Here is a 17,859-nt window from a genome sequence, read left to right on the forward strand (position 1 = left end):
TCGGCGTCACACGGAACCGTATCACCAGGTGGTACGTACCAGTTCAGCAACCATCCGGACAACGCGGGTGGTCCGCGTGCCGAATCGACGCCACGCCGGGAACCGGCGGGTCGGATTAATGTTTCGGTATGGGTTTCGGGGGCGAGTCCACGGGTGGCGACCTGGACGCGCTGGATCGAGTGCTGGCGGACGCCCGGGGTGTTCGGGTTCGGGAGATGCCGGGCGACTCGGCGACCCTGCTGGTGGAGCGGGACCCGGTTGCCGTGCGGGCGCTGCGCGAGGCCCTACGCATCGCGGATCTGCCCGGTTTCGTGTGCATGTGCTGGGGCGATGTCGCCCTGGACTTCTTCGACGCCGCCGAGCGCGCACTCACGACCGTGACCCTGCACCATGGCTATTCGGTCCGTTGGAACGGCTGGCCGCAGGACGCGCTGCTGGCCGACGGCGTCCGCTCGCTGGAATGGCTGGCCGTGCGCGGAGTCTTCGTGCCGCTGCGCGAATACCGCGCGGCCGAGCAGCGCCAGGCCGAGGCCGACCGCACGGCCCGTCGCTGGGTGGCCGAAATACCCGATCCCCTCACGCCCTATGCCAGCCTCTTCCTCGATACGTCCAGCACCGGCGGCGGCCTCACCAATCCCCAGATCACCGAGGTCCGCGCGCTCCTGGTGACGGCATACCCGAATCCGGTCGATCGAATACTGCGACTGTGCACCTGGAATGCCGCGGGCACCGGCGCGTACTCCGGCTATCCGGTCCACGAACGCATCCCGTCCCAATTCCTGGACCTGGAACAGCGTTTCGACTTCGCGCACGCCGTGGATCTGGCCGACCCCCGCGCCACCGCCGGGGCCGTCCGCTACCTGCTCAGCTGGGACACCCGAAAACGGCTGGCCGCCTTGCTCTCCGCCCTCTCCCCCACCGGCCGCCACAAGATCCTCGCCCACGCCCGAGACGCCGAATCCCGCCGCTGGCTGCAGCGCCGCATCGCGGGTTTGCAGTAGGGCCGCGTCGCGGGATCGCAGTAGGTCAGTGCACGGGATCGGCGCGGGTGTACTTCTCGGCGCAGAACTTCTGAGCTACCTCGTCGTCGCTCATCCCCGAATTCTGGTTGTTCCCTTCATCATTGGCCTTGCAGGTGGAGCTGCCCTCCACCGTGTAGGTCTCGATGATCCCGGCGACCCGCACCAGCTTCGAACCGTCGAATCGCCAGAAATCGATGTACTTGTCGGCGGGACCGCTCTTGGACGAGCCCACGATGTAGCCGTTCGTCGAGCGGTTCACCCCGAACAATCCGCCGATCTCCCCCGCGCGCACGAAGTCCGGGGCGGCATCGGTCGCGCGATAGACGGCCAGGGTCGCGTTCCCATTGGCCCCGACCCAGAGCGGAACCACCAGCTGATCGCGATTGTCGTCGGCGAGGTTCGCCAACTGGGGTTCGCCGAAGGTCTGGGTGCCGGACTCGGAAAGTTTCTGCCGCACAGCGCCATCGCGTCCGATCACCTCGATCGTGACGTCGGCCTGCTGGGTGTACGCCCCCGTGGTGGGCGTCGCGGCTTGATGCCGCACCACGAAAGTGAGCCCGGCGCGGTCGCGGGACACCAGGCGGCAGTCCGGTGGTGCGCCGCTCGTGGTGTGCACGTCGGCGCACAGCGGGAGGGCCGTCGTCGAATCACCGTCGGCCTTGTCGCTGTGTCCACAGGCGGCCGTGATCAATACGCCCGTCGCGAGGGCGGCTGTCGGCCAAAACCGGCTCATGCCGCGGAGATTAGCGTGGCCCTCGGTCGCTGCGGCGGAGGTCGATGTCGGCGCGGCCGTGTCAGGGGATGCGGGGCCTCACGGGACGAGGACCGCGCGGCCGCGAATGTGGCCCGCGTCGAGGCGGCGGAAGGCTTCCGGACCGTCGGCGAGGTCGAAGCGTTCGACCTCCATGTGGAGTTTGCCCGCCTGGGCGAGGGCGACGCAGGCGTGCAGGTCACTACGGGTGCCGCCGAGCGACTTTCGGACGGTCGCGCCCCAGGGCCAGCCCGGCCCACCGGCCGGTCCGGCAGTGATTTCCGGTGCGCCGCCGCCGATTCCGACCATGCGGTAGGCGCCATTGGGGGCCACGGTCTCGCAGGCGAGCTTGGCGGTGGAGTCGACGCCGACGAAGTCGAAGACGGCGTCCGCGCCGCGGCCGTCGGTGAGGTCGAGGATCTGCTGGGCGGTGTCGTCGCCGGAGAGGATGCCGAGTTCCGCGCCGCAGTCGGCGGCCAGGTCGAGCTTTTCCCGGGCCTGGTCCACCGCGATCACCCGCACGCCGGAGATGGCGTGCAGGATCTGCACGGCCACGTGCCCGAGGCCGCCGATGCCGATGGCGACCGCGGTTCCGCCGGGGCGCAAGGCTTCTCGTGCTCCGCGAATGGCGTGATAGGCGGTCAGCGCGGCATCGGCGACGGGGGCGGCCTGCAGGCAGTCCAGATCGCCGATGGGCACGAAAGAACTCGCCGGAATTCGCACGTATTCCGACATCCCGCCCTCGATGGTGAGGCCGGGACAGGGCGGCATGGCGACGCGGCCCGCGGCGAGGCAGACATTCTCGTTGCCGCTCACGCATTCTCGGCAGACGCCGCAGGTCCAGAAGAGATAGACGACCCCGCGATCGCCTATCTCGCGACCGTTCACGTCCGAGCCGACGGCCTCGATGGTTCCGGCGATCTCGTGCCCCAAGGTGAGCGGGTCCTCGCGCAGCTGGATGGGAAAGTTCACCAGGGTCAGGTCGGAGTGGCAGACGCCCGCGGCACCCACCTTGACGAGCAGATCGGTGGGCCCGATCTCGGGCACCGGAATGTCGTTGATCTGCACCTTTTCCGGGCCGGTCCACTGGAGTGCGCGCATCGTGCTTCCCTACTTCGTCTTCGAGGCGGTGGGCCTCTTACTGCCGCGAGCTTGTGATCTGGCGCACACGGTAACACTCGCTTTACACTGCGTCTAGCGAATGACGGAATGTCTACCGATTTCCACGAAACCCCTCCATTCGCGAAAGACACGTGTCTAGGCTGCCGTCCCATGAACACACCGCGGATCGCCATCGTGGGTGCCGGAATCTCCGGGATCTGCATGGGTGTCGCCCTGCAGCGGGCCGGATTCACCGAGTTCACCCTCTTCGAGAAGTCCCACGACTACGGCGGCACCTGGCGTGACAACAGCTATCCGGGGCTGGTCTGCGATGTGCCCTCGCGGTACTACCAATTCAGGTTCGCCATGAATCCCGAATGGACGCGGCTGTATTCGGCCGGGCCGGAGATCAAGGAGTACCTGGTCGGCGTGGCGCGCGAGCACGGGCTGCACCGGCGTACCCGCTTCGGCAGCGAGGTGACGAGCGCGGAATTCGACGGCACGGCCTGGCTGGTCGGCACCTCGGACGGGCAGCGCGAGCGGTTCGACTTCGTGCTGTGCGCAACGGGTTTCCTGCATCACCCGAATTGGCCCGATATCGCGGGGGTCGACGAATTCGGCGGCACCGTCATGCATTCGGCGCGCTGGCAGCACGAGGTCGAGCTGACCGGCAAGCGGGTCGGCGTGATCGGCACCGGCTCGACCGGGACGCAGTTGGTGAGCGCGCTGGCGGGGAAGGTGCCCGAAGTCGTGCTGTTCCAACGGACTCCGCAGTGGATCCTGCCGACCGTCAACCGGTCCTACAGTCCGATCTCGAAGGCGCTGTACCGGGCGGTGCCCGCGCTGGGTGTCGTGCCGTACTGGTTCAATCGCGCGGCCTTCGCGGTGTTCTCCCAAGGGCTCGTGCATCCCGGCCGGGTGCGGCGGTTCATCCAGTGGGTGGTGGAGCGAAATCTACGCTCCGTCAAGGATCCTGAGCTGCGGCGCAAACTGACGCCGAACTATCAGGCCATGTGCAAGCGGCTGGTGGTGTCGGATCGCTTCTACACCGCGGTGCAGCGGCCAGATGTCCGGCTGGTGACCGAGGGCATCGACAAGATCGAGAAGCGCGGGGTGGTGACCTCGGACGGGACGCTGCACGAGCTCGACATCCTGGTGCTGGCAACGGGGTTCGACTCGCACGCCTTCATGCGGCCGATGGCGATCACCGGACTCGACGGCCGCACCCTGGATCAGGCGTGGGCCGAGGGTCCCCGCGCCTTCGAGGGCGTCATGATGCCGGACTTCCCCAATCTGTTCATGCTGGTCGGCCCGCACAGCCCCTTCGCCAACCATCCCCTCACCGCCGTCGCCGAGGCCCAGTCCGCCCGCATCGTGGGGTGGCTGAAGCGTTGGCAGGCGGGCGAATTCACGACCGTCGCCCCGACCCGCGCCGCCACCGACCGCTACAACGCGCGCATGCGGGCCGCCGCGCCGAGCACGGTGTGGACCACCGGCTGCCAGAGCTGGTACCTCGGCAAGGACGGGTTGCCGGAGCTGTGGCCGTGGACGCCGGGCGCGTACGAGCGGCTGATTCGCAGCACCCCGAATCCCGTGGACTACGACCTGCGTCAGCGCGTGGACAGCCGGAAGTGATGTCGCTCAGGCGAAGGCGCGACTGACCACCGGGACCACGAACTCGTCGAGCATGGCGCGCTCCTCGTCGGCGTCTCGGCCGGGTGCGGCGAGGAAGGAGACGATGATGCGGGTCAGCCAGCGGGCCAGGCGGCTGCGCTCGGGGTCGGTGAGGGTGGTGGGCGGGAACAGGCCCGCCGCAATGGATTCGATGACGTCGGAGTCCTGGCTGATGCGCCCGGCCGCCCCGGACTCGCCGGGGCGGAACCAGGCGATCAGCATCGGGTCGGCGCGGACCGCCTCGATCGCGCCGAGCATGGCGGTCACGATGCGCTCGGCCGGATCATCGATCGCGCCCACCCGTGCGAACACCTCCGCGGCAATGCGGCGGGTGGCGCGATGCACGAACGCCAACCGCACCGCCTGCCGATTCTCGAAGTACCGGTAGAGGGTGGCGCGGGAACACCCGGCCGCCTTGGCGATATCGCCCATGCCGACGGCGGCGACCCCGCGCTCGGCGAACAGTCGCGCGGCGGCATCGAGGATCCGCTCGGCGGCCAGGTCGGCGCGATCATCGGCCAGCCAGTCTCGGCTCATGCGATAGCCCTTCCGTAGTCGTGAGTCCGCCGACGGCCATGCAGTCAGCCGATGGCACTGCCGCGTGGTCTCAGCCCTCCGCGCGGAAGGGTACCGAGACCGGCCAGCGGACGTAGTTGCCGTGGGACCAGGTGACGTTGTCGAGGTCGACCGTGAAATTCGGGCAGCGGGAGAGCAGTTCCTCGAGGGCCACCCGGGCCTGCATGCGGGCGGCGGCCGCGCCGAGGCAGTGATGGTGACCGTGGCTGAAGGTCAGGATGCGCTTGGGATTGCGGCGAACGTCGAGTTCGCCCGCGGTGGTGCCGAATTCGCGCTCGTCGCGGTTGGCCGAACCGTAGAGGAGCAGGACCTTGCGTCCTGCGGGGATGGTGACCCCGTGCAATTCCACGTCGCGGGTGGCGCAGCGGGCCAGGCCCTGCACCGGGGAGGTCATGCGCAGGAATTCCTCGATGGCGTCGGGGATGAGGGCCGGATTCTCCACCAGGATGCGGCGCTGGTCCGGGTTGGCGGTGAGCAATTGCACCGCGCCGCCGAGGTTTCCGGTGGTGGTGTCATTGCCGCCGGTGATCATGGTGAAGGCGAAGCCGAGGATGGCGACGATGCCCTCGTTGTCGCCGTCCGCACCGAGGCCGGAGGCGAGCAGGTGGGAAATGGTGTCGTCACCGGGTTCGACGCGCCGCCGTTCGATGAGTTCGGCGAAGTAGGCGGCCAATTCACCGACGGCCGTGAAGCCGTCCTGCCCGCCCGCGGCGAGCCCGGCACCCTCGACCGCGCCGCCGACGATGCGCTCGGTCCAGTCGTCGAACCTGCCCCAATCCTGTTCCGGCACACCGAGATAGTGGGCCACCACCATGGTGGGCAGGGGCTTGAACAGGTCCTTGACGATATCGCCCGAGCCCGCCGCACGCAGCCGCTCGATGCGCTCGACAATGAACTTGCGCACCGCGGGCTCCACCGAATTCACCTGGCGCGGTGTGAATCCCGGGGATACCCGGCGGCGGAAGTCGGTGTGTTCGGGCGGATCCATGAAGACGAAGGGCTTGACCGGTCCCAGGATCGAGGACACCAGATCCGCGTAGTCGACGGTCAGGCCGGAGGCCGAGGAGAAGGTCTCGGGGTCTCGGGCGGCCGCGTACACGTCGGCATGCCGGGAGAGCACATAGAAGTCGTCGGATTCGCGCCCCTCGGGTACCGCTCGGTGGACCGGATCATGGTCGCGCAGTTGGGAATACATGGGGTAGGGATCGCGCCAGGTCGCGCCGGACCGCAGTTCGAATCGCACCGCATGAGACGCCGTTGAACTCATGAAGTGACGGTAAGACAAATTGCCGATTCTGTCTAGAACTTGTTACAAAACACGGAACCGTACCGGGTGGGCCAGGACGCGGCCGGTGTCATCGAGGTGCCGCAGCACGTAGGTTCCGCTGGTCAGACCGTCCGAGGGGAGGACCACCTCGTCGCGCATCACCCCGTCGCCCAGGGTCAGGGTGCGCACCGGGGCGGGCGTGGTCGCGACGGTGCGGATGTGCCCGCCGGGATCCTCCGCCTGGACCTCGAGCCGATGCCCGGCCACCGCGGCGGCCAGGGCGTAGCTGACGATCAGGTCGCGGCCGGGCTCGTACATGGACCGGTCCAAGAGCAGGCGATCGAACAGGGCGGCATCGTCGGCGGTCAGGCCCGGTGCCCCGGTCTCCACGAATCCGCGTGCGCGGCAGCGGAATCCGGCGTCGGCATCGGCCGTCACCGTGAAGTCGTACCAGCCGCCGCCCTCGGCGTCGCTGTCGCAGGACAGGTCCCGTCGCTCGGTCTTGCCCGCGTCGATGTCGATGGTCCAGGGGCCGTCCTTGCGGTAGGCGTTCGAGAACACCGTCACCGAAATCGGCTGCTTTCCACCGTTTTCGAATGTCCACGCGAGGGTGCGCTTACCCGAGGTCGCGGCCTTCACATCGACTCGCAGCGCGCCACAGGGCCCTTGGAGATCACCGGCGAAGCGGCGCTGGAATCCGTCGGGTCCGTACAGCGTGTAGTCGTAGCGTCCGTTCACGCCCGGAAGATCCTGTGTGACAGTGCCACCGCCCGGGATATCGAATCGGATCGGTGTGTAGTTGTTCGCGAAGGCATTCGGATACACCGCACACTGCACGGCCCCGGTCCCGCCATTGTCGATCGTGAATGTGATCCCACCGCTTCCATTCGGCACGCAGCGCGCCTGTAGCCGGTACGGCAGCGGAACCCGGGCGCGGCGTCCACTCTCCTGCTTGGGCATCCGCTGCACGAACGGAAGTGGTTGCGCGACACCAGACATCGACTGATCGGCGCGCGGAGCGGCGGTGGGCAGGATGAGGGTGCGTTTCGCGCCGAAGTCGAACAGTGAGGACAGATCACCGCACATCTGTCGCCGCCACGGGCTGATATTCGGTTCGGCCACACCGGTCACCCGCTCCAGGAACTTCAGAACCGAGGTGTGGTCGAACAATTCGGAGCACACGGCCTGTTTGCTCCATGGCGACACGATGATCGCCGGTGTCCGCGCGCCCAGCCCGACATTGTGGCGGCCGAAGTACTCACCGGGCGTACCCGGCGGCGGGGTCGGGGGCGGGATGTGGTCGAAATACCCGTCGTTCTCGTCGTAATTGAGGATGAAGACGGTCTTGTTCCAGACGTCCGGATGTTCGGCCAGCGCTTCGAGGACACCGTGCACCAAGGCCTGACCGTTGCGCGGCCCCATGACCGGATGCTCGCAATCGACATAAGGCGCGACGATCCAGGACACCGTGGGTAATCGCCCCATCGCCACATCGGTGCGGAACGATTCCACCAGCGTGCCCGCCCGCGCCCGCAGCAATCCCTTCTCCACCAAGGCCCGCTGCCCCGGCGCGAGCTCGTCCATCCCCCGCTTCAGCAGGGCGGTGTAGGTCGGCTCCAGGCTCGGATTCTGTTCCAGGTCACTGTAAAACCGAAAGAAGTTCTCGAAGGCGAGCCCGCCGCCGCCATTGGTGTACTTCAACGCCGAGCGCGCGGCCTCGCGGAACGGCAGGAAGAAGTCCAGCGCGTTGTCGGTGTAGTTGTCCCACTCCTGATAGACCCGCCAGCCGATGCCGCGCTGCTCGAGCCGTTCCGCGTAGGTGGTCCAGGGCAGGCCGAAGATCACGTCGTTGACGTAGCGCCCGGCGTCGGCGCTCAGCAGCGCGTCATAGAGGAACAGATTGCCGGTGCGCGGGGTGACCAGCCCGGCCAGCGCCTGGGCGACCGATTGCGGCAGCGCCCCGGTCATGCCGTGCACCATGCCCAGCACCGCGTCCACGATCTCGGAGACCGGCAGCCCGCGCATCCACCGCAGCTTCAGATCGTCGGCGAACAGCGAGGTCTGCAGCGACTCCGCGTAATTGTCCAGGGCCAGCGGATTCTGGACGGTGCCGGTGAACAGGTACATGCGGTTGGGGTCGGTGGGACCGTTGACCGAGCAGTGGTAGCCGTCGCACAGAGTGAACGCCTCGGCCAGTTGGTAGTAGAAGCCGAGGCAGTCGCGGTCGTAGCCGACCATGGTGCCGTCGCCCTTGGCCGGGATCCAGCGATCGTGGCGGCCGTCGGCGAAAGCGTCATGGCCGGTGCGGGTTCCGTGATCGGTGCCGTCGATGTTCTGCAGCGTGGTGAGGTAGGGCAGCACGGTGCGGCCGCCGTCGGGCTGGTGGAAGACCGAGCGTCCAGTGGACAGTTGTAGCGCATTGAGGTCGGCGTATCCGCGCACGCCGGGCATACCGCCGAAGTAGTGGTCGAAGGACCGGTTCTCCTGCATGAGGATCACCACGTGTTCGATGCTGTCCCACCCGCCGCGCGGGGCCGGTTCCGCCCACGCCTGAACCAGGCTCGGCGGGAGCATCGACATGGCTCCGGCCGCGCCACCCAGTTGCGCGGCGTGCTTCAGAAAGCGCCTCCGATCCATGATCTCCCCTGTGAGCATAGGAACGGCTATCTCCGAGGATCGCCGACCGAGCTTGGGGGTTCGTGGCGGTGAGGGGGCTCACCAATGAAGTGTCAGTTAATCATTGGCTCCGGACGTCGCGGATCGGTCACGCGGGGTTCACTCCTGTTCAGCGGGTGTTGTCGTCATCGGTACGTACCAGCACGAATACCAGTTCCGTATCGCCGATGCGGAGCAGCGCGCCGTCGGAGAGCAGACCGCTGTCGAGGACCCGCTGGCCATTGATGAACACGCCGTTGGACGAATGCAGATCCTTGACCACCCAGGTGTGGCCATTGTCGATGACGAGCGCGTGGTGACGGCTGACCCGGCCGTCGGGCAGCGCGATGTCGTTGTCGGACAGGCGTCCGATGCGGGTGGTGGAGCCAACCACCGGGTAGACGTGGCCGAAGCGGTCGCGCAGCAGCGCCTGCGGTTCGTGCCAGCTGCGGTCCACGATGGTGGTGGCGCGGGTGGCCGAGGCCGCGGCGACCGCGCGCACGCTCAGCGGATCCTGGCGCAGGATGCGCGATTCCAGCTCCCGAATGCGATGGCCGGGGTCGATGCCGAGCTCCTCGGCGAGAATGGCGCGCAGGCGGCGGGCCGCCTCCAGGGCATCGGATTGGCGGCCGGTCATGTAGAGGGCGGTGATCAGCTGCTCCCAGAGCGATTCGCGCAGGGGATGATCGCGCACGAGCAGATTCAGTTCGGGGACCACGTGCTCGGCGCGTCCCTGGGCGATATCGGCCTCGGCGCGCGCCTCGATGACGCCGATGCGCTCATCGTCGAGGGCCACGGCGTAGGCGTCGGCGAAACCGAGTCCGCGCAGATCCGACAGCACCGGGCCGCGCCACTGGGCCAGGGCGTCGGAGAGCGCGGCGGTGGCGGCGGCGAACTTCCCGTCGGCCAGGGCGCGCAGTCCGGTCTCGCGGCGGGCGCGGAACCGGAAGACGTCGCAGGCCGCGTCCTCGAGCACGATCCGGTAGCCGGTGCCCATGTGCTGAAGCATGGTGCGCGCGTCGATGCCGCCGTCGCGCAGAGGCTTTCGCAGGTTGGAGACGATGGCGTGCAGGCTGACCCGGACGTCGGGGGGCGGATTGTCCTCCCAGACGGCGCTGGCGAGGGCCTCCACCGACACCGGCCGGTTGGCATTGATGGCTAGATAGGCCAGCACCGCACGCTGTTTGGGGCCGCCGAGCTGCTGCTCCACCCCGTCGATGGCCAGCTGCACCGGCCCGAGCACCCCCACGTGCGCTCGCACCTCACCCATCGCCGACCTCCCGCCCGGCCTCGGCATTCGCCCGTCACTGTAACTTTCCACGGCCGCCCCGCCCATCGCATCCACATTTCCTCACCGAACTGGTCGGTCCCGGACGCCATTTCGTTCCATACGGCGTCGCGTAACGACGAGCATGCACTCGGGCGGCATGGCCCGGGAGGGTGCCTGCACGAGTACATGCTCGTCGGATTGCGATGGGCGACCGACGCCGAGAGGGCTACGGGTTCAGGTTGTAGACCTCTACGTTGCCGATCGTGGTGGCGGGGTAGTTGGCCTTGACCCAGGCCGCGATCTGGGCGGAGGAGGAGGCGGGGTCGGAGTTGCCGTTCCAGCCGCCGTAGCCCTGGTCGCCACCCTGGCCCTGCGTGCCGCCTTGCCCTTGCGGGTTGCCCGGCTGAGAGTTGTTGCCGCCCCGACCTTGCGGGTTGCCCGACTGAGAGTTGTTGCCGCCCTGGCCCTGCTGGTCGCGGCCGTTGTGGGGCGTGTGGCCGGGCTGCGGGGTCGGCTGAGCGGACTGGGGGTTGCTCGGTTGTCCGGGCTGATTGTCGTTCTGGCGCTGGCGAATCAGGTAGTAGCCGATCTGGTGGTCGGCGACGTACTGCTGGAATTGGGCCAGGGATGGGGAGTCGTCGCGGCCGCTGAAGCCGCCGACCGCGAGAAGGGCCTTGCCGGTGGTCAATTCGAGGGTGCTGACGTCCTGTGCGCCCTGCGCGGCGGCGGCCCAGCGGGCGGTGCTGCCATTGATCAGGTCGACGAGGGCCGGATCGGTCACGCCGCCGCGCTGACCGCCGGGGCCGCCATCGCGACCCGCGCGGGCGGGACCGGCCATGGGGCTGCCGCCGCTGTGCACCTGCGCCACGGTCTCGAGGGTGTAGGCGGTGGGGCCGATCAGTCCGGCGAGCAGGGCGAAAACGCCTATCGCAAGGGCGAATCGGGGCAGCTTGGGGGTGAGCAGCAGGGCGGCGGCCGCGATCACGGCCAGCGCCACCAGGATCCAGCGCAGCCACGGGAGCCATTCGGGCGTGCGGTTCAGCAGTACGAACGCCCAGATGCCGGTCGCCAGGGACATGGCCGCGAGGGTGAGGCGGGCCGCGAAATGCGCACGGTGCCGCCACAATTGGGTGGCTCCGAGGCCGATGAGGGCGGCCATGGCCGGGGCCAGTTCCATCGAATAGTACGAGTGGAAGCTGCGGCTCATGGTGCTGAGCACGACCGCGGTGACCAGCAGCCAGCCACCCCACAGCAGGTAACCGGCGCGCAGGCGGTCGGTGCGTGGGAGCTTGCGGGTCAGCCACAGCCCCGCGATCAAGGCGATCAGGGCGGCGGGCAGCAGCCAGGAGAACTCGGTGGCGAGCTCACCGGTGAAGAGCCGGGTGAGGCCGGGCTGCGAGCCGAAACCGCCGAAGCCGCCGTGCATCTGGTTCGGATCGGCGTGCGCGGCGGCATCCGCCGCGGGTGTCGCGGGTGGGGTGGGTCGATGACCGCCGCCATTGTGATTGCCCAGGATGCGGCCCAGGCCGTTGTAGTCGACGGCCAGCTCCCACAGGCTGTTGGAGCTGGAACCGCCGATGTAGGGCCGGGATTCGGCGGGCCACAGCTCGACCAGGGCCACATACCACCCGGCCGACACCACCAGGGCCGCACCCGCGGCCACCACTTGCGCCAGGCGCGTGAGCCATCCGCCCGCACCGGCCGCCAGTACCACCAGCGCCAGGCCGGGCAGTACCAGGAAGGCCTGGCCCATCTTGGCGAGGAAGCCGAAGCCCATGAGCACGCCCGCGCCGACCAGCCAGCCGGTGCTCGCCGACCAGAAGCGTTCGCCGTGGGCGTCGATGCCGCGCACCGTGCAGTACGCGGCGGCCACCAGCAGCAGGAGCATGAGCGCGTCGGGATTGTTGAAGCGGAACATCATGGCCGCCACCGGGGTGACCGCCAGCCCGATGCCCGCGATGAGTCCGGCGCCCGGTCCGGCCCAGCGCCGCACCGCGGCCAGCAGCAGCCACACCGCCGCCACGCCCATGAGAGCCTGCGGCGCGAACATGGACCAGGAGTTGAAGCCGAAGATCCGGCCGGACAGGCCCATGACCCACATGGCGGCGGGCGGCTTGTCGACGGTGATGGAGTTCTGCGGATCCAACGACGCGAACAACAGCGCCTTCCAACTCTGCGTGCCGGACTGCACGGCGGCGGCGTAATAGCCATTGCCCCAGCCCGCCCCGCCGAGTCCCCACAGATAGACGACGGCCGTGGCGACCAGTAGCGCCAGCGTCGCGGGACGCTCCCACCGCGGCTTGCCAGGCGGCGCGAGCAGGGTGCTCCACCGCGTGGACCCGCCCGCGCCGGACCCGGCCGTTCTCTCGTTCGTGGACGCTTCCGCGTGGCCGACGACCACCACCTCGCTGTCGCCCATTGGCACGGAGTCACCCTCGACGCCGGTGATGGCCGTCATGCCACCCGCCTTCCTTGGTTCCCGACCCGATTCCCACTGACCTGCGGAGCCTATGGCGCGGGATTCGAACCGAGCTCCACGTCGGCTGCGAGTTCCCTGTGAGCGGGCGAGCAAGCCGATGAGCTGGTCGAACGACAAGAACGGGCACCCGAATCCGGATGCCCGTCCCGATTGGTCGCCGGTGTCGGCCGACCGTGTTCGTGTCGGTGGTCAGTGGTGGTGTGTCAGGTGGATCGGCTCGCTCTCGAAGGGTTCGGGGGCGATGTTCCGGTCCAGTCGGAGCGAGACGAGGCTCAGTGCCAGGCCCGCGGTGGCGATGAGGCCGCCCACCCAGTTCACCGAGATGAGGCCGAGGCCGCCGTCGATGGCCGCGCCGCCGAGCCAGATGCCCAGGGCCGAACCGAGGGTGAAGGCGGAGATATTCGCGGCCGAGGCGATATCCGGTGCATCACCGGCCTTGCGCATGACCCGCAGTTGCAGCGGAGCCACCACCGAGAAGGCCGCCACGCCGTAGGCGAGCAGGCCCAAGGCCGCGGTGATCGGATTGCGGATGAGCAGGGTCAGCGCGAAGAGGGCGACGGCCAGCGAGCCGATCGAAACCACCGGGGCCAGGCGCAAATTCCGGTCCGCCAGCTTGCCGCCGAGCTGATTACCGACGAACAGTCCGATGCCGAACAGCAGGAACATCGGTGTCACCCACTGCTTTCCGAGCCCGGTGACCTCGGTCAACTGCGGTGCGAGATACACGTAGCCGGTGAACACCCCGCCGTAACCCAACAGCGTGGTCAACAACCCGATCCACACCGCGGGCCGCCGCAACGCCCGCACCTGATCCCGCAGCGGCGCACTGCCATTGGCAGCCATATGCATCCGAGCGTGCGCATCGAGCTCAACGCCGTCCGCCTCCTCGCCATGGGAGTGGCTGTGGGCGTGAGACTCTGCCACCGCGTGATCATGCGGGTGGCCGGATGCGACAGCCGCCGCATGGTCGTGGCCGTGGCCGCCGTGGTCGACGGTTCGGGCACGCTCCCGGCCGATCGACTTGGGAATCAAGAGGATAAGGCCTATGGCGGCGAGGATGCCGAAGAGGACGAGCGTGCCGAAGGTAGCGCGCCAGCCGAGGGCCTTGCCGACGGCCGCGCCGATCGGCGCGCCGAGAATCGTTGCGGCGGTGGAGCCCGCGAAGACCGTGGCGATGGCTCGACCTTGGTTGGCCTTGGCGACGAGTTCTGCGGCGAAGAGGGCCGCTATGCCGAAGAAGGCTCCGTGGGCCAGGGCGGCGATGACGCGCCCGGCCAGGATGGTGTCGTAGGTGGGGCCGAGCAGGGACAGGGTGTTTCCGGCGAGGAAGACGCCGGTGGTGGCCAACAGCATGAACCGACGGCTGACGCGGCTGCCGATCGCGGTGAACAGGGGTGCGCCGAGAGCGACGCCGAGAGCGTAGGCGCTCTCGAATCGTCCGACGGCGCCGAGGGATACGTGCAGGGAGTCCGCCATCTCCGTCACCACACCGGCGACGACGAATTCGTCGGCGCCCATGGCGAAGGCGGCGATGACCAGGGCCCAGACGGCCAGGGGCAGGGTGCGCATTGCTGATACTTCTTTCGGGAATGAAGGGGGTGGATCACGGCTGCGGTGACATCGACAGGCGCACATGGCTTTTCCGTTCGGGGAGTGGGATCAGTGGGTGGTGGGCAGGGTGAACGCGGCGGTGCGGACCCGGTCGCCGTGCTTGAAATCCAGGAACAGGCGGTAGGTGCCGCGGCCGGGAATCGCGGTGTGGAAGGTGATTTCGGGGCCGGGGGCGGTGACGCCGTCGCCGGGCGCGCCGTTCGGGTGCACGTGGACGTAGGCCAGATCACCGGCGCGCAGGATCACCAGGTGGCCGTAGGCGGCGAGGTAGGGCTGCAGGTCGGTGACCGGCTCGCCATCCTTGCGCACGGTGAGGGTGAGCAGGCGGCCCTCGCCCGGCACCAGATCGCCGTCCAGGGTGACCTCGTAGCCGTCGACGGTGACGGTGCGCTCCGGCGCTGGGGCGGCCTGAGGCTGGTACTCACCCGCGATGGCGAAATCCGCACCGAGAGTGATGGTCTGGCCCAGCGCCGTGGGATTGATGTCGGTGAATGCGCGGTACGCGCCCGCCTCGGGGAGGTTCAGGGTGACCGACCAGGTGCCGTCGGCGGCGCGCTCGGGGTGGACGTGCCAGAAGCCGGTCAGCTCGCGCCGCACGACGATCAGGTGCAGTTCCTTGTCGTGGATGGCGTCGAAGTCGGTGACGGCGTGGCCGTCCGGGCCCAGGATGCGGAAGCGGAATTCGATTTCGCCTGCGGCGACGACATTCTCGGCGAGTTCGAGGGTGTAGCCGTCCTGCGTGATCTGCAACCCACCCGGCAAGCCACCCCCGTGCGCGGCATGCGCATCATGGCCAGCGTGCGCGTCATGGCTGCCGTGCGCGTCGTGGGCGGCGTGCGATTCGTGAGCGGCGTGGCCCGCATGCGCGGCGTGATTCGCATGTCCCGCGTGTGCGGCGTGGTCCGCGTGCGCCGCATGGTCGGCGTGGGCGGCGTGGTCACCGTGAGCAGCGTGGTTGTGATGTCCGGCGTGTGCCTGGGTGGTCATTTCTAGTTCCTCTCAACTGCTTTCGGTGCCTTACGGAAGATCAAATTAATACCCCCCAGGGGTATAAGCAAGATGGCCTGCTGTGAACTGGCTCACCAGCCGCCGCCGGGTTCGGATCACACTGACGGCAACCATGTCCCACCTCGCACAGTTCGACGATCGTCAAACCCATGGCGAGTGAGAGCGAATACCGAACGGGCCTGTTCGCGTTGGGAATCGAACTCGACGGGGCAGGCCACCCCGCCGACTGGCAGGCGCGCGTGCACGCGGCCGAGAACGCGGGGTTCACCTTCGCGACCATCGGCGACTCCCTCGACCCGCCCCCGGGGCCCTCCGAGGTCCGGCTCGATGCCGGTGTCCGAGCCGGTTTCGTGGCCGCCACCACCAGCACCCTCGGTTTGGTCCCGGCCCTCGCACCCACCTACGCCGAGCCGTTCCACCTCTCCTCGCAGCTGGCGACCCTGGACTACGCCACACGCGGGCGGGCCGGATGGCTCGCCATCGACGATCCGGGCACGGCGCGGGCCTGGGGTGCGACACCGCGCGTGACCGAGTCCGAGATTCGACGCGAGCGCGTCGACGCCATCGAAGTCGCACGGCGACTGTGGGATTCGTGGGAAGACGACGCGGTCGTACGTGACTACGCGGCCGGGAAGTTCTTGAATCGCGAGAAGTTGCACCACATCGACTTCATCGGGGAGACCTTCTCGGTGAAGGGTCCGGCGATCGTGCCGCGACCGCCGCAAGGGCAGGTTGTCGTGTTCGGCTACGGCACAACCGAATCCGAGGGTATCGACGTCGCCTTGGTGGGTGGCGCAACACCGTCCGAGATCCGGACCACGATCGACAACGCCCGCGCGGCCGGAATTCCGCGTGTGCTGGTCGATCTCGAGATCGGCCTGGACGGATCCGGGGCGGCCGCCGACCTGGTCGCCCGGCTCACCGAGCTCGCCGCGGTCGCCGACGGTGCCCGGCTGCGGCCGACCGCCGTCGACGCCGACCTCCCGATCCTCGCGCGCTATGTCCTGCCCGCCCTGCTGCGCGCCGGTCTCGCCCATCGCCCGGTCCCCGGTTCGACGCTGCGCGCGAATCTGGGCCTGCCCCGCCCCGTCAACCGCTATGCCAAGGAGCTCGCCCGATGACCGAGGTCCCCTTCCCCGACGCCCAGGTGCATTTCGGGGTTTTCTTCCAGGGCGTCAATCACAGCACCATCTGGTCGGATCCCAGCAGCGGTTCACAGATCGACTTCGAGAGCTTCCGCCGCGTCGCCACCACCGCCGAGCGTGGACTGTTCGACGCCTTCTTCCTGGGCGAGGGCCTGCGCCTGCGCGAGCAGGACGGGCAGCTGCTGGACACCGATATCGCGGGGCGGCCCGACGCCATCACGCAATTGGCGGCGCTGGCCGGGCTCACCCGTCGAATCGGGTTGGTGGCCACGCAGAACGCGACCTACAACGAACCCGCCGATCTGGCGCGGCGGCTGGCGAGCCTGGATGTGCTCTCGGGCGGGCGCGCGGGCTGGAACGTGGTGACCACCGACAATGCCTGGACCGGTGAGAATTTCCGGAAGGGCGGCTTCCTGGATCACGCGTTGCGCTATGAGCGGGCGGCCGAATTCCTCAGCCTCGCACGGGAAATCTGGGATGGCTGGTCGGACACCGAGATTCGGACCGTCGAACGCGACAGCGCGCACTTCCGGGTGGCGATCAGACCGACCGTGCCGCGCAGCGCCCAGGGGCATCCGGTGATCTTCCAGGCCGGTGTCTCCCCCGCCGGACGGGATTTCGCGGCCGCGCAGGCGGAGGTCATCTTCTCCCCCTTCGGAACTCATTTCGATCCGGCCCTGGAATTCGCGAACGATATTCGCGCCCGGCTGGTGGCGGCGGGCCGTCCGGCCGATGACATTCGCATTCTGCCGGGCACGCAGATCGTCTTGGCCGACAATGCCGCCGAGGTCGAGGACAAGCGGCGCTGGGTGCTCGAACAGCAGATCACCGGTGCGACCGCGCTTTCCCTGGCCGGGCAGGTCTGGGGACGCGACCTCTCGCATCTGGATCCGGACGGGCCGCTGCCCGCGGAAGACCCGGAGCCATCACCGATTTCATCCACGCGCGGCGCGCAGCGCGACGGGCAGGATCGCGGGGTCGTCGTGGCGCAGTGGCGGGCCCTGGCCGACTCGAAGCGGCTCACGCTGCGCCAGGTCGCCATCGAGACCACGGCCCGTTTCGGCTTCGCGGGCACGCCGGGTCAGGTCGCGGACGAACTGACCCGGTGGGTCCGCCACGGCGCGAGCCACGGGTTCAATATCACCCCGTACAAGGTCCCGACCGGTCTCGACGAGATCGTGGATCTACTGATTCCCGAACTCCAGGACCGCGGTTCGTACCGGACGGGATATTCCGGGACAACCCTCCGCGAACATCTCGGTCTTCGCCCGCCGCTTACTCGCCGCTGACCCTCTGCAGT

The 17,859-nt window shown here is 68.5% G+C and carries 14 protein-coding genes; 5 read left to right on the forward strand and 9 right to left on the reverse strand.

The annotated features are described in order from the left end of the window. The first annotated feature begins 128 nt into the window (after positions 1-128). On the forward strand, positions 129-1,001 hold the full coding sequence (locus VMT40_RS19885) for a hypothetical protein (protein ID WP_326359881.1): 873 nt from the start codon (positions 129-131) through the stop codon (positions 999-1,001). Positions 1,002-1,026: 25 nt separating this feature from the next. On the opposite strand, the gene VMT40_RS19890 is transcribed toward VMT40_RS19885, so the two are convergent. Together VMT40_RS19890 and VMT40_RS19895 are read right to left on the reverse strand one after the other, a co-directional pair. Then, entirely contained in the window at positions 1,027-1,755 is a 729-nt protein-coding gene (locus tag VMT40_RS19890; RefSeq protein WP_326359882.1) for a hypothetical protein, read from the reverse strand. 78 nt (positions 1,756-1,833) lie between these two features. Next, a complete protein-coding gene (locus tag VMT40_RS19895; protein WP_326359884.1) occupies positions 1,834-2,874 on the reverse strand; it encodes an NAD(P)-dependent alcohol dehydrogenase in 1,041 nt (346 codons plus the stop codon). Positions 2,875-3,045: 171 nt separating this feature from the next. On the opposite strand from VMT40_RS19895, the gene VMT40_RS19900 reads away from it, so the two are divergent. Next, entirely contained in the window at positions 3,046-4,509 is a 1,464-nt protein-coding gene (locus tag VMT40_RS19900) for a flavin-containing monooxygenase (RefSeq protein WP_326359885.1), read from the forward strand. A 6-nt stretch (positions 4,510-4,515) separates the two neighbouring features. Here VMT40_RS19900 and VMT40_RS19905 read toward each other — a convergent pair whose 3' ends face one another. From VMT40_RS19905 to VMT40_RS19935, 7 genes are all read right to left on the reverse strand, one after another. Then, a complete protein-coding gene (locus VMT40_RS19905) occupies positions 4,516-5,085 on the reverse strand; it encodes a TetR/AcrR family transcriptional regulator (RefSeq protein WP_326359886.1) in 570 nt (189 codons plus the stop codon). A gap of 70 nt (positions 5,086-5,155) precedes the next feature. Continuing rightward, entirely contained in the window at positions 5,156-6,391 is a 1,236-nt protein-coding gene (locus tag VMT40_RS19910; RefSeq protein WP_326359887.1) for a cytochrome P450, read from the reverse strand. A gap of 42 nt (positions 6,392-6,433) precedes the next feature. Further along, the gene (locus VMT40_RS19915) at positions 6,434-9,028 is read right to left on the reverse strand and encodes an alkaline phosphatase family protein (protein WP_326359888.1); all 2,595 of its coding nucleotides are present in this window, start codon (positions 9,026-9,028) and stop codon (positions 6,434-6,436) included. 148 nt (positions 9,029-9,176) lie between these two features. After that, positions 9,177-10,316, reverse strand: a complete 1,140-nt coding sequence (locus tag VMT40_RS19920) for a BTAD domain-containing putative transcriptional regulator (RefSeq protein WP_326359889.1) — start codon at positions 10,314-10,316, stop codon at positions 9,177-9,179. A gap of 226 nt (positions 10,317-10,542) precedes the next feature. After that, positions 10,543-12,774, reverse strand: coding sequence for a glycosyltransferase family 39 protein (locus VMT40_RS19925; RefSeq protein ID WP_326359890.1), 2,232 nt, complete (start codon positions 12,772-12,774; stop codon positions 10,543-10,545). 210 nt (positions 12,775-12,984) lie between these two features. After that, positions 12,985-14,364 (reverse strand): MFS transporter, encoded by a 1,380-nt coding sequence (locus VMT40_RS19930; RefSeq protein WP_326359891.1) that lies wholly within the window; start codon positions 14,362-14,364, stop codon positions 12,985-12,987. Between the two features lie 90 nt (positions 14,365-14,454). Next, positions 14,455-15,156, reverse strand: a complete 702-nt coding sequence (locus VMT40_RS19935) for a hypothetical protein (RefSeq protein WP_442790013.1) — start codon at positions 15,154-15,156, stop codon at positions 14,455-14,457. A gap of 57 nt (positions 15,157-15,213) precedes the next feature. Between VMT40_RS19935 and VMT40_RS39400 the strand changes: the two genes are divergently transcribed. From VMT40_RS39400 to VMT40_RS19945, 3 genes are all read left to right on the forward strand, one after another. After that, positions 15,214-15,399, forward strand: coding sequence for a hypothetical protein (locus VMT40_RS39400; protein ID WP_442790014.1), 186 nt, complete (start codon positions 15,214-15,216; stop codon positions 15,397-15,399). A gap of 164 nt (positions 15,400-15,563) precedes the next feature. After that, the gene (locus VMT40_RS19940) at positions 15,564-16,535 is read left to right on the forward strand and encodes an LLM class flavin-dependent oxidoreductase (protein ID WP_326359893.1); all 972 of its coding nucleotides are present in this window, start codon (positions 15,564-15,566) and stop codon (positions 16,533-16,535) included. Next, positions 16,532-17,848: an NtaA/DmoA family FMN-dependent monooxygenase gene (locus VMT40_RS19945; RefSeq protein WP_326359894.1), complete on the forward strand. Its 1,317-nt coding sequence runs from the start codon at positions 16,532-16,534 to the stop codon at positions 17,846-17,848. The genes VMT40_RS19940 and VMT40_RS19945 overlap by 4 nt, the downstream gene beginning before the upstream one ends. The last annotated feature ends 11 nt before the right edge of the window (positions 17,849-17,859 follow it).

This window comes from Nocardia sp. CDC160, from assembly GCF_035818795.1.
Classification (GTDB): domain Bacteria; phylum Actinomycetota; class Actinomycetes; order Mycobacteriales; family Mycobacteriaceae; genus Nocardia.

Excerpts from the sequence above, each read along its gene's own strand:
- VMT40_RS19885 (WP_326359881.1), top strand. The coding sequence starts at position 129 with ATGGGTTTCGGGGGCGAGTCCACGGGTGGCGACCTGGACGCGCTGGAT.
- VMT40_RS19890 (WP_326359882.1), bottom strand. The coding sequence starts at position 1,755 with ATGAGCCGGTTTTGGCCGACAGCCGCCCTCGCGACGGGCGTATTGATC.
- VMT40_RS19895 (WP_326359884.1), bottom strand. The coding sequence starts at position 2,874 with ATGCGCGCACTCCAGTGGACCGGCCCGGAAAAGGTGCAGATCAACGAC.
- VMT40_RS19900 (WP_326359885.1), top strand. The coding sequence starts at position 3,046 with ATGAACACACCGCGGATCGCCATCGTGGGTGCCGGAATCTCCGGGATC.
- VMT40_RS19905 (WP_326359886.1), bottom strand. The coding sequence starts at position 5,085 with ATGAGCCGAGACTGGCTGGCCGATGATCGCGCCGACCTGGCCGCCGAG.
- VMT40_RS19910 (WP_326359887.1), bottom strand. The coding sequence starts at position 6,391 with ATGAGTTCAACGGCGTCTCATGCGGTGCGATTCGAACTGCGGTCCGGC.
- VMT40_RS19915 (WP_326359888.1), bottom strand. The coding sequence starts at position 9,028 with ATGGATCGGAGGCGCTTTCTGAAGCACGCCGCGCAACTGGGTGGCGCG.
- VMT40_RS19920 (WP_326359889.1), bottom strand. The coding sequence starts at position 10,316 with ATGGGTGAGGTGCGAGCGCACGTGGGGGTGCTCGGGCCGGTGCAGCTG.
- VMT40_RS19925 (WP_326359890.1), bottom strand. The coding sequence starts at position 12,774 with ATGACGGCCATCACCGGCGTCGAGGGTGACTCCGTGCCAATGGGCGAC.
- VMT40_RS19930 (WP_326359891.1), bottom strand. The coding sequence starts at position 14,364 with ATGCGCACCCTGCCCCTGGCCGTCTGGGCCCTGGTCATCGCCGCCTTC.
- VMT40_RS39400 (WP_442790014.1), top strand. The coding sequence starts at position 15,214 with ATGGCTGCCGTGCGCGTCGTGGGCGGCGTGCGATTCGTGAGCGGCGTG.
- VMT40_RS19940 (WP_326359893.1), top strand. The coding sequence starts at position 15,564 with ATGGCGAGTGAGAGCGAATACCGAACGGGCCTGTTCGCGTTGGGAATC.
- VMT40_RS19945 (WP_326359894.1), top strand. The coding sequence starts at position 16,532 with ATGACCGAGGTCCCCTTCCCCGACGCCCAGGTGCATTTCGGGGTTTTC.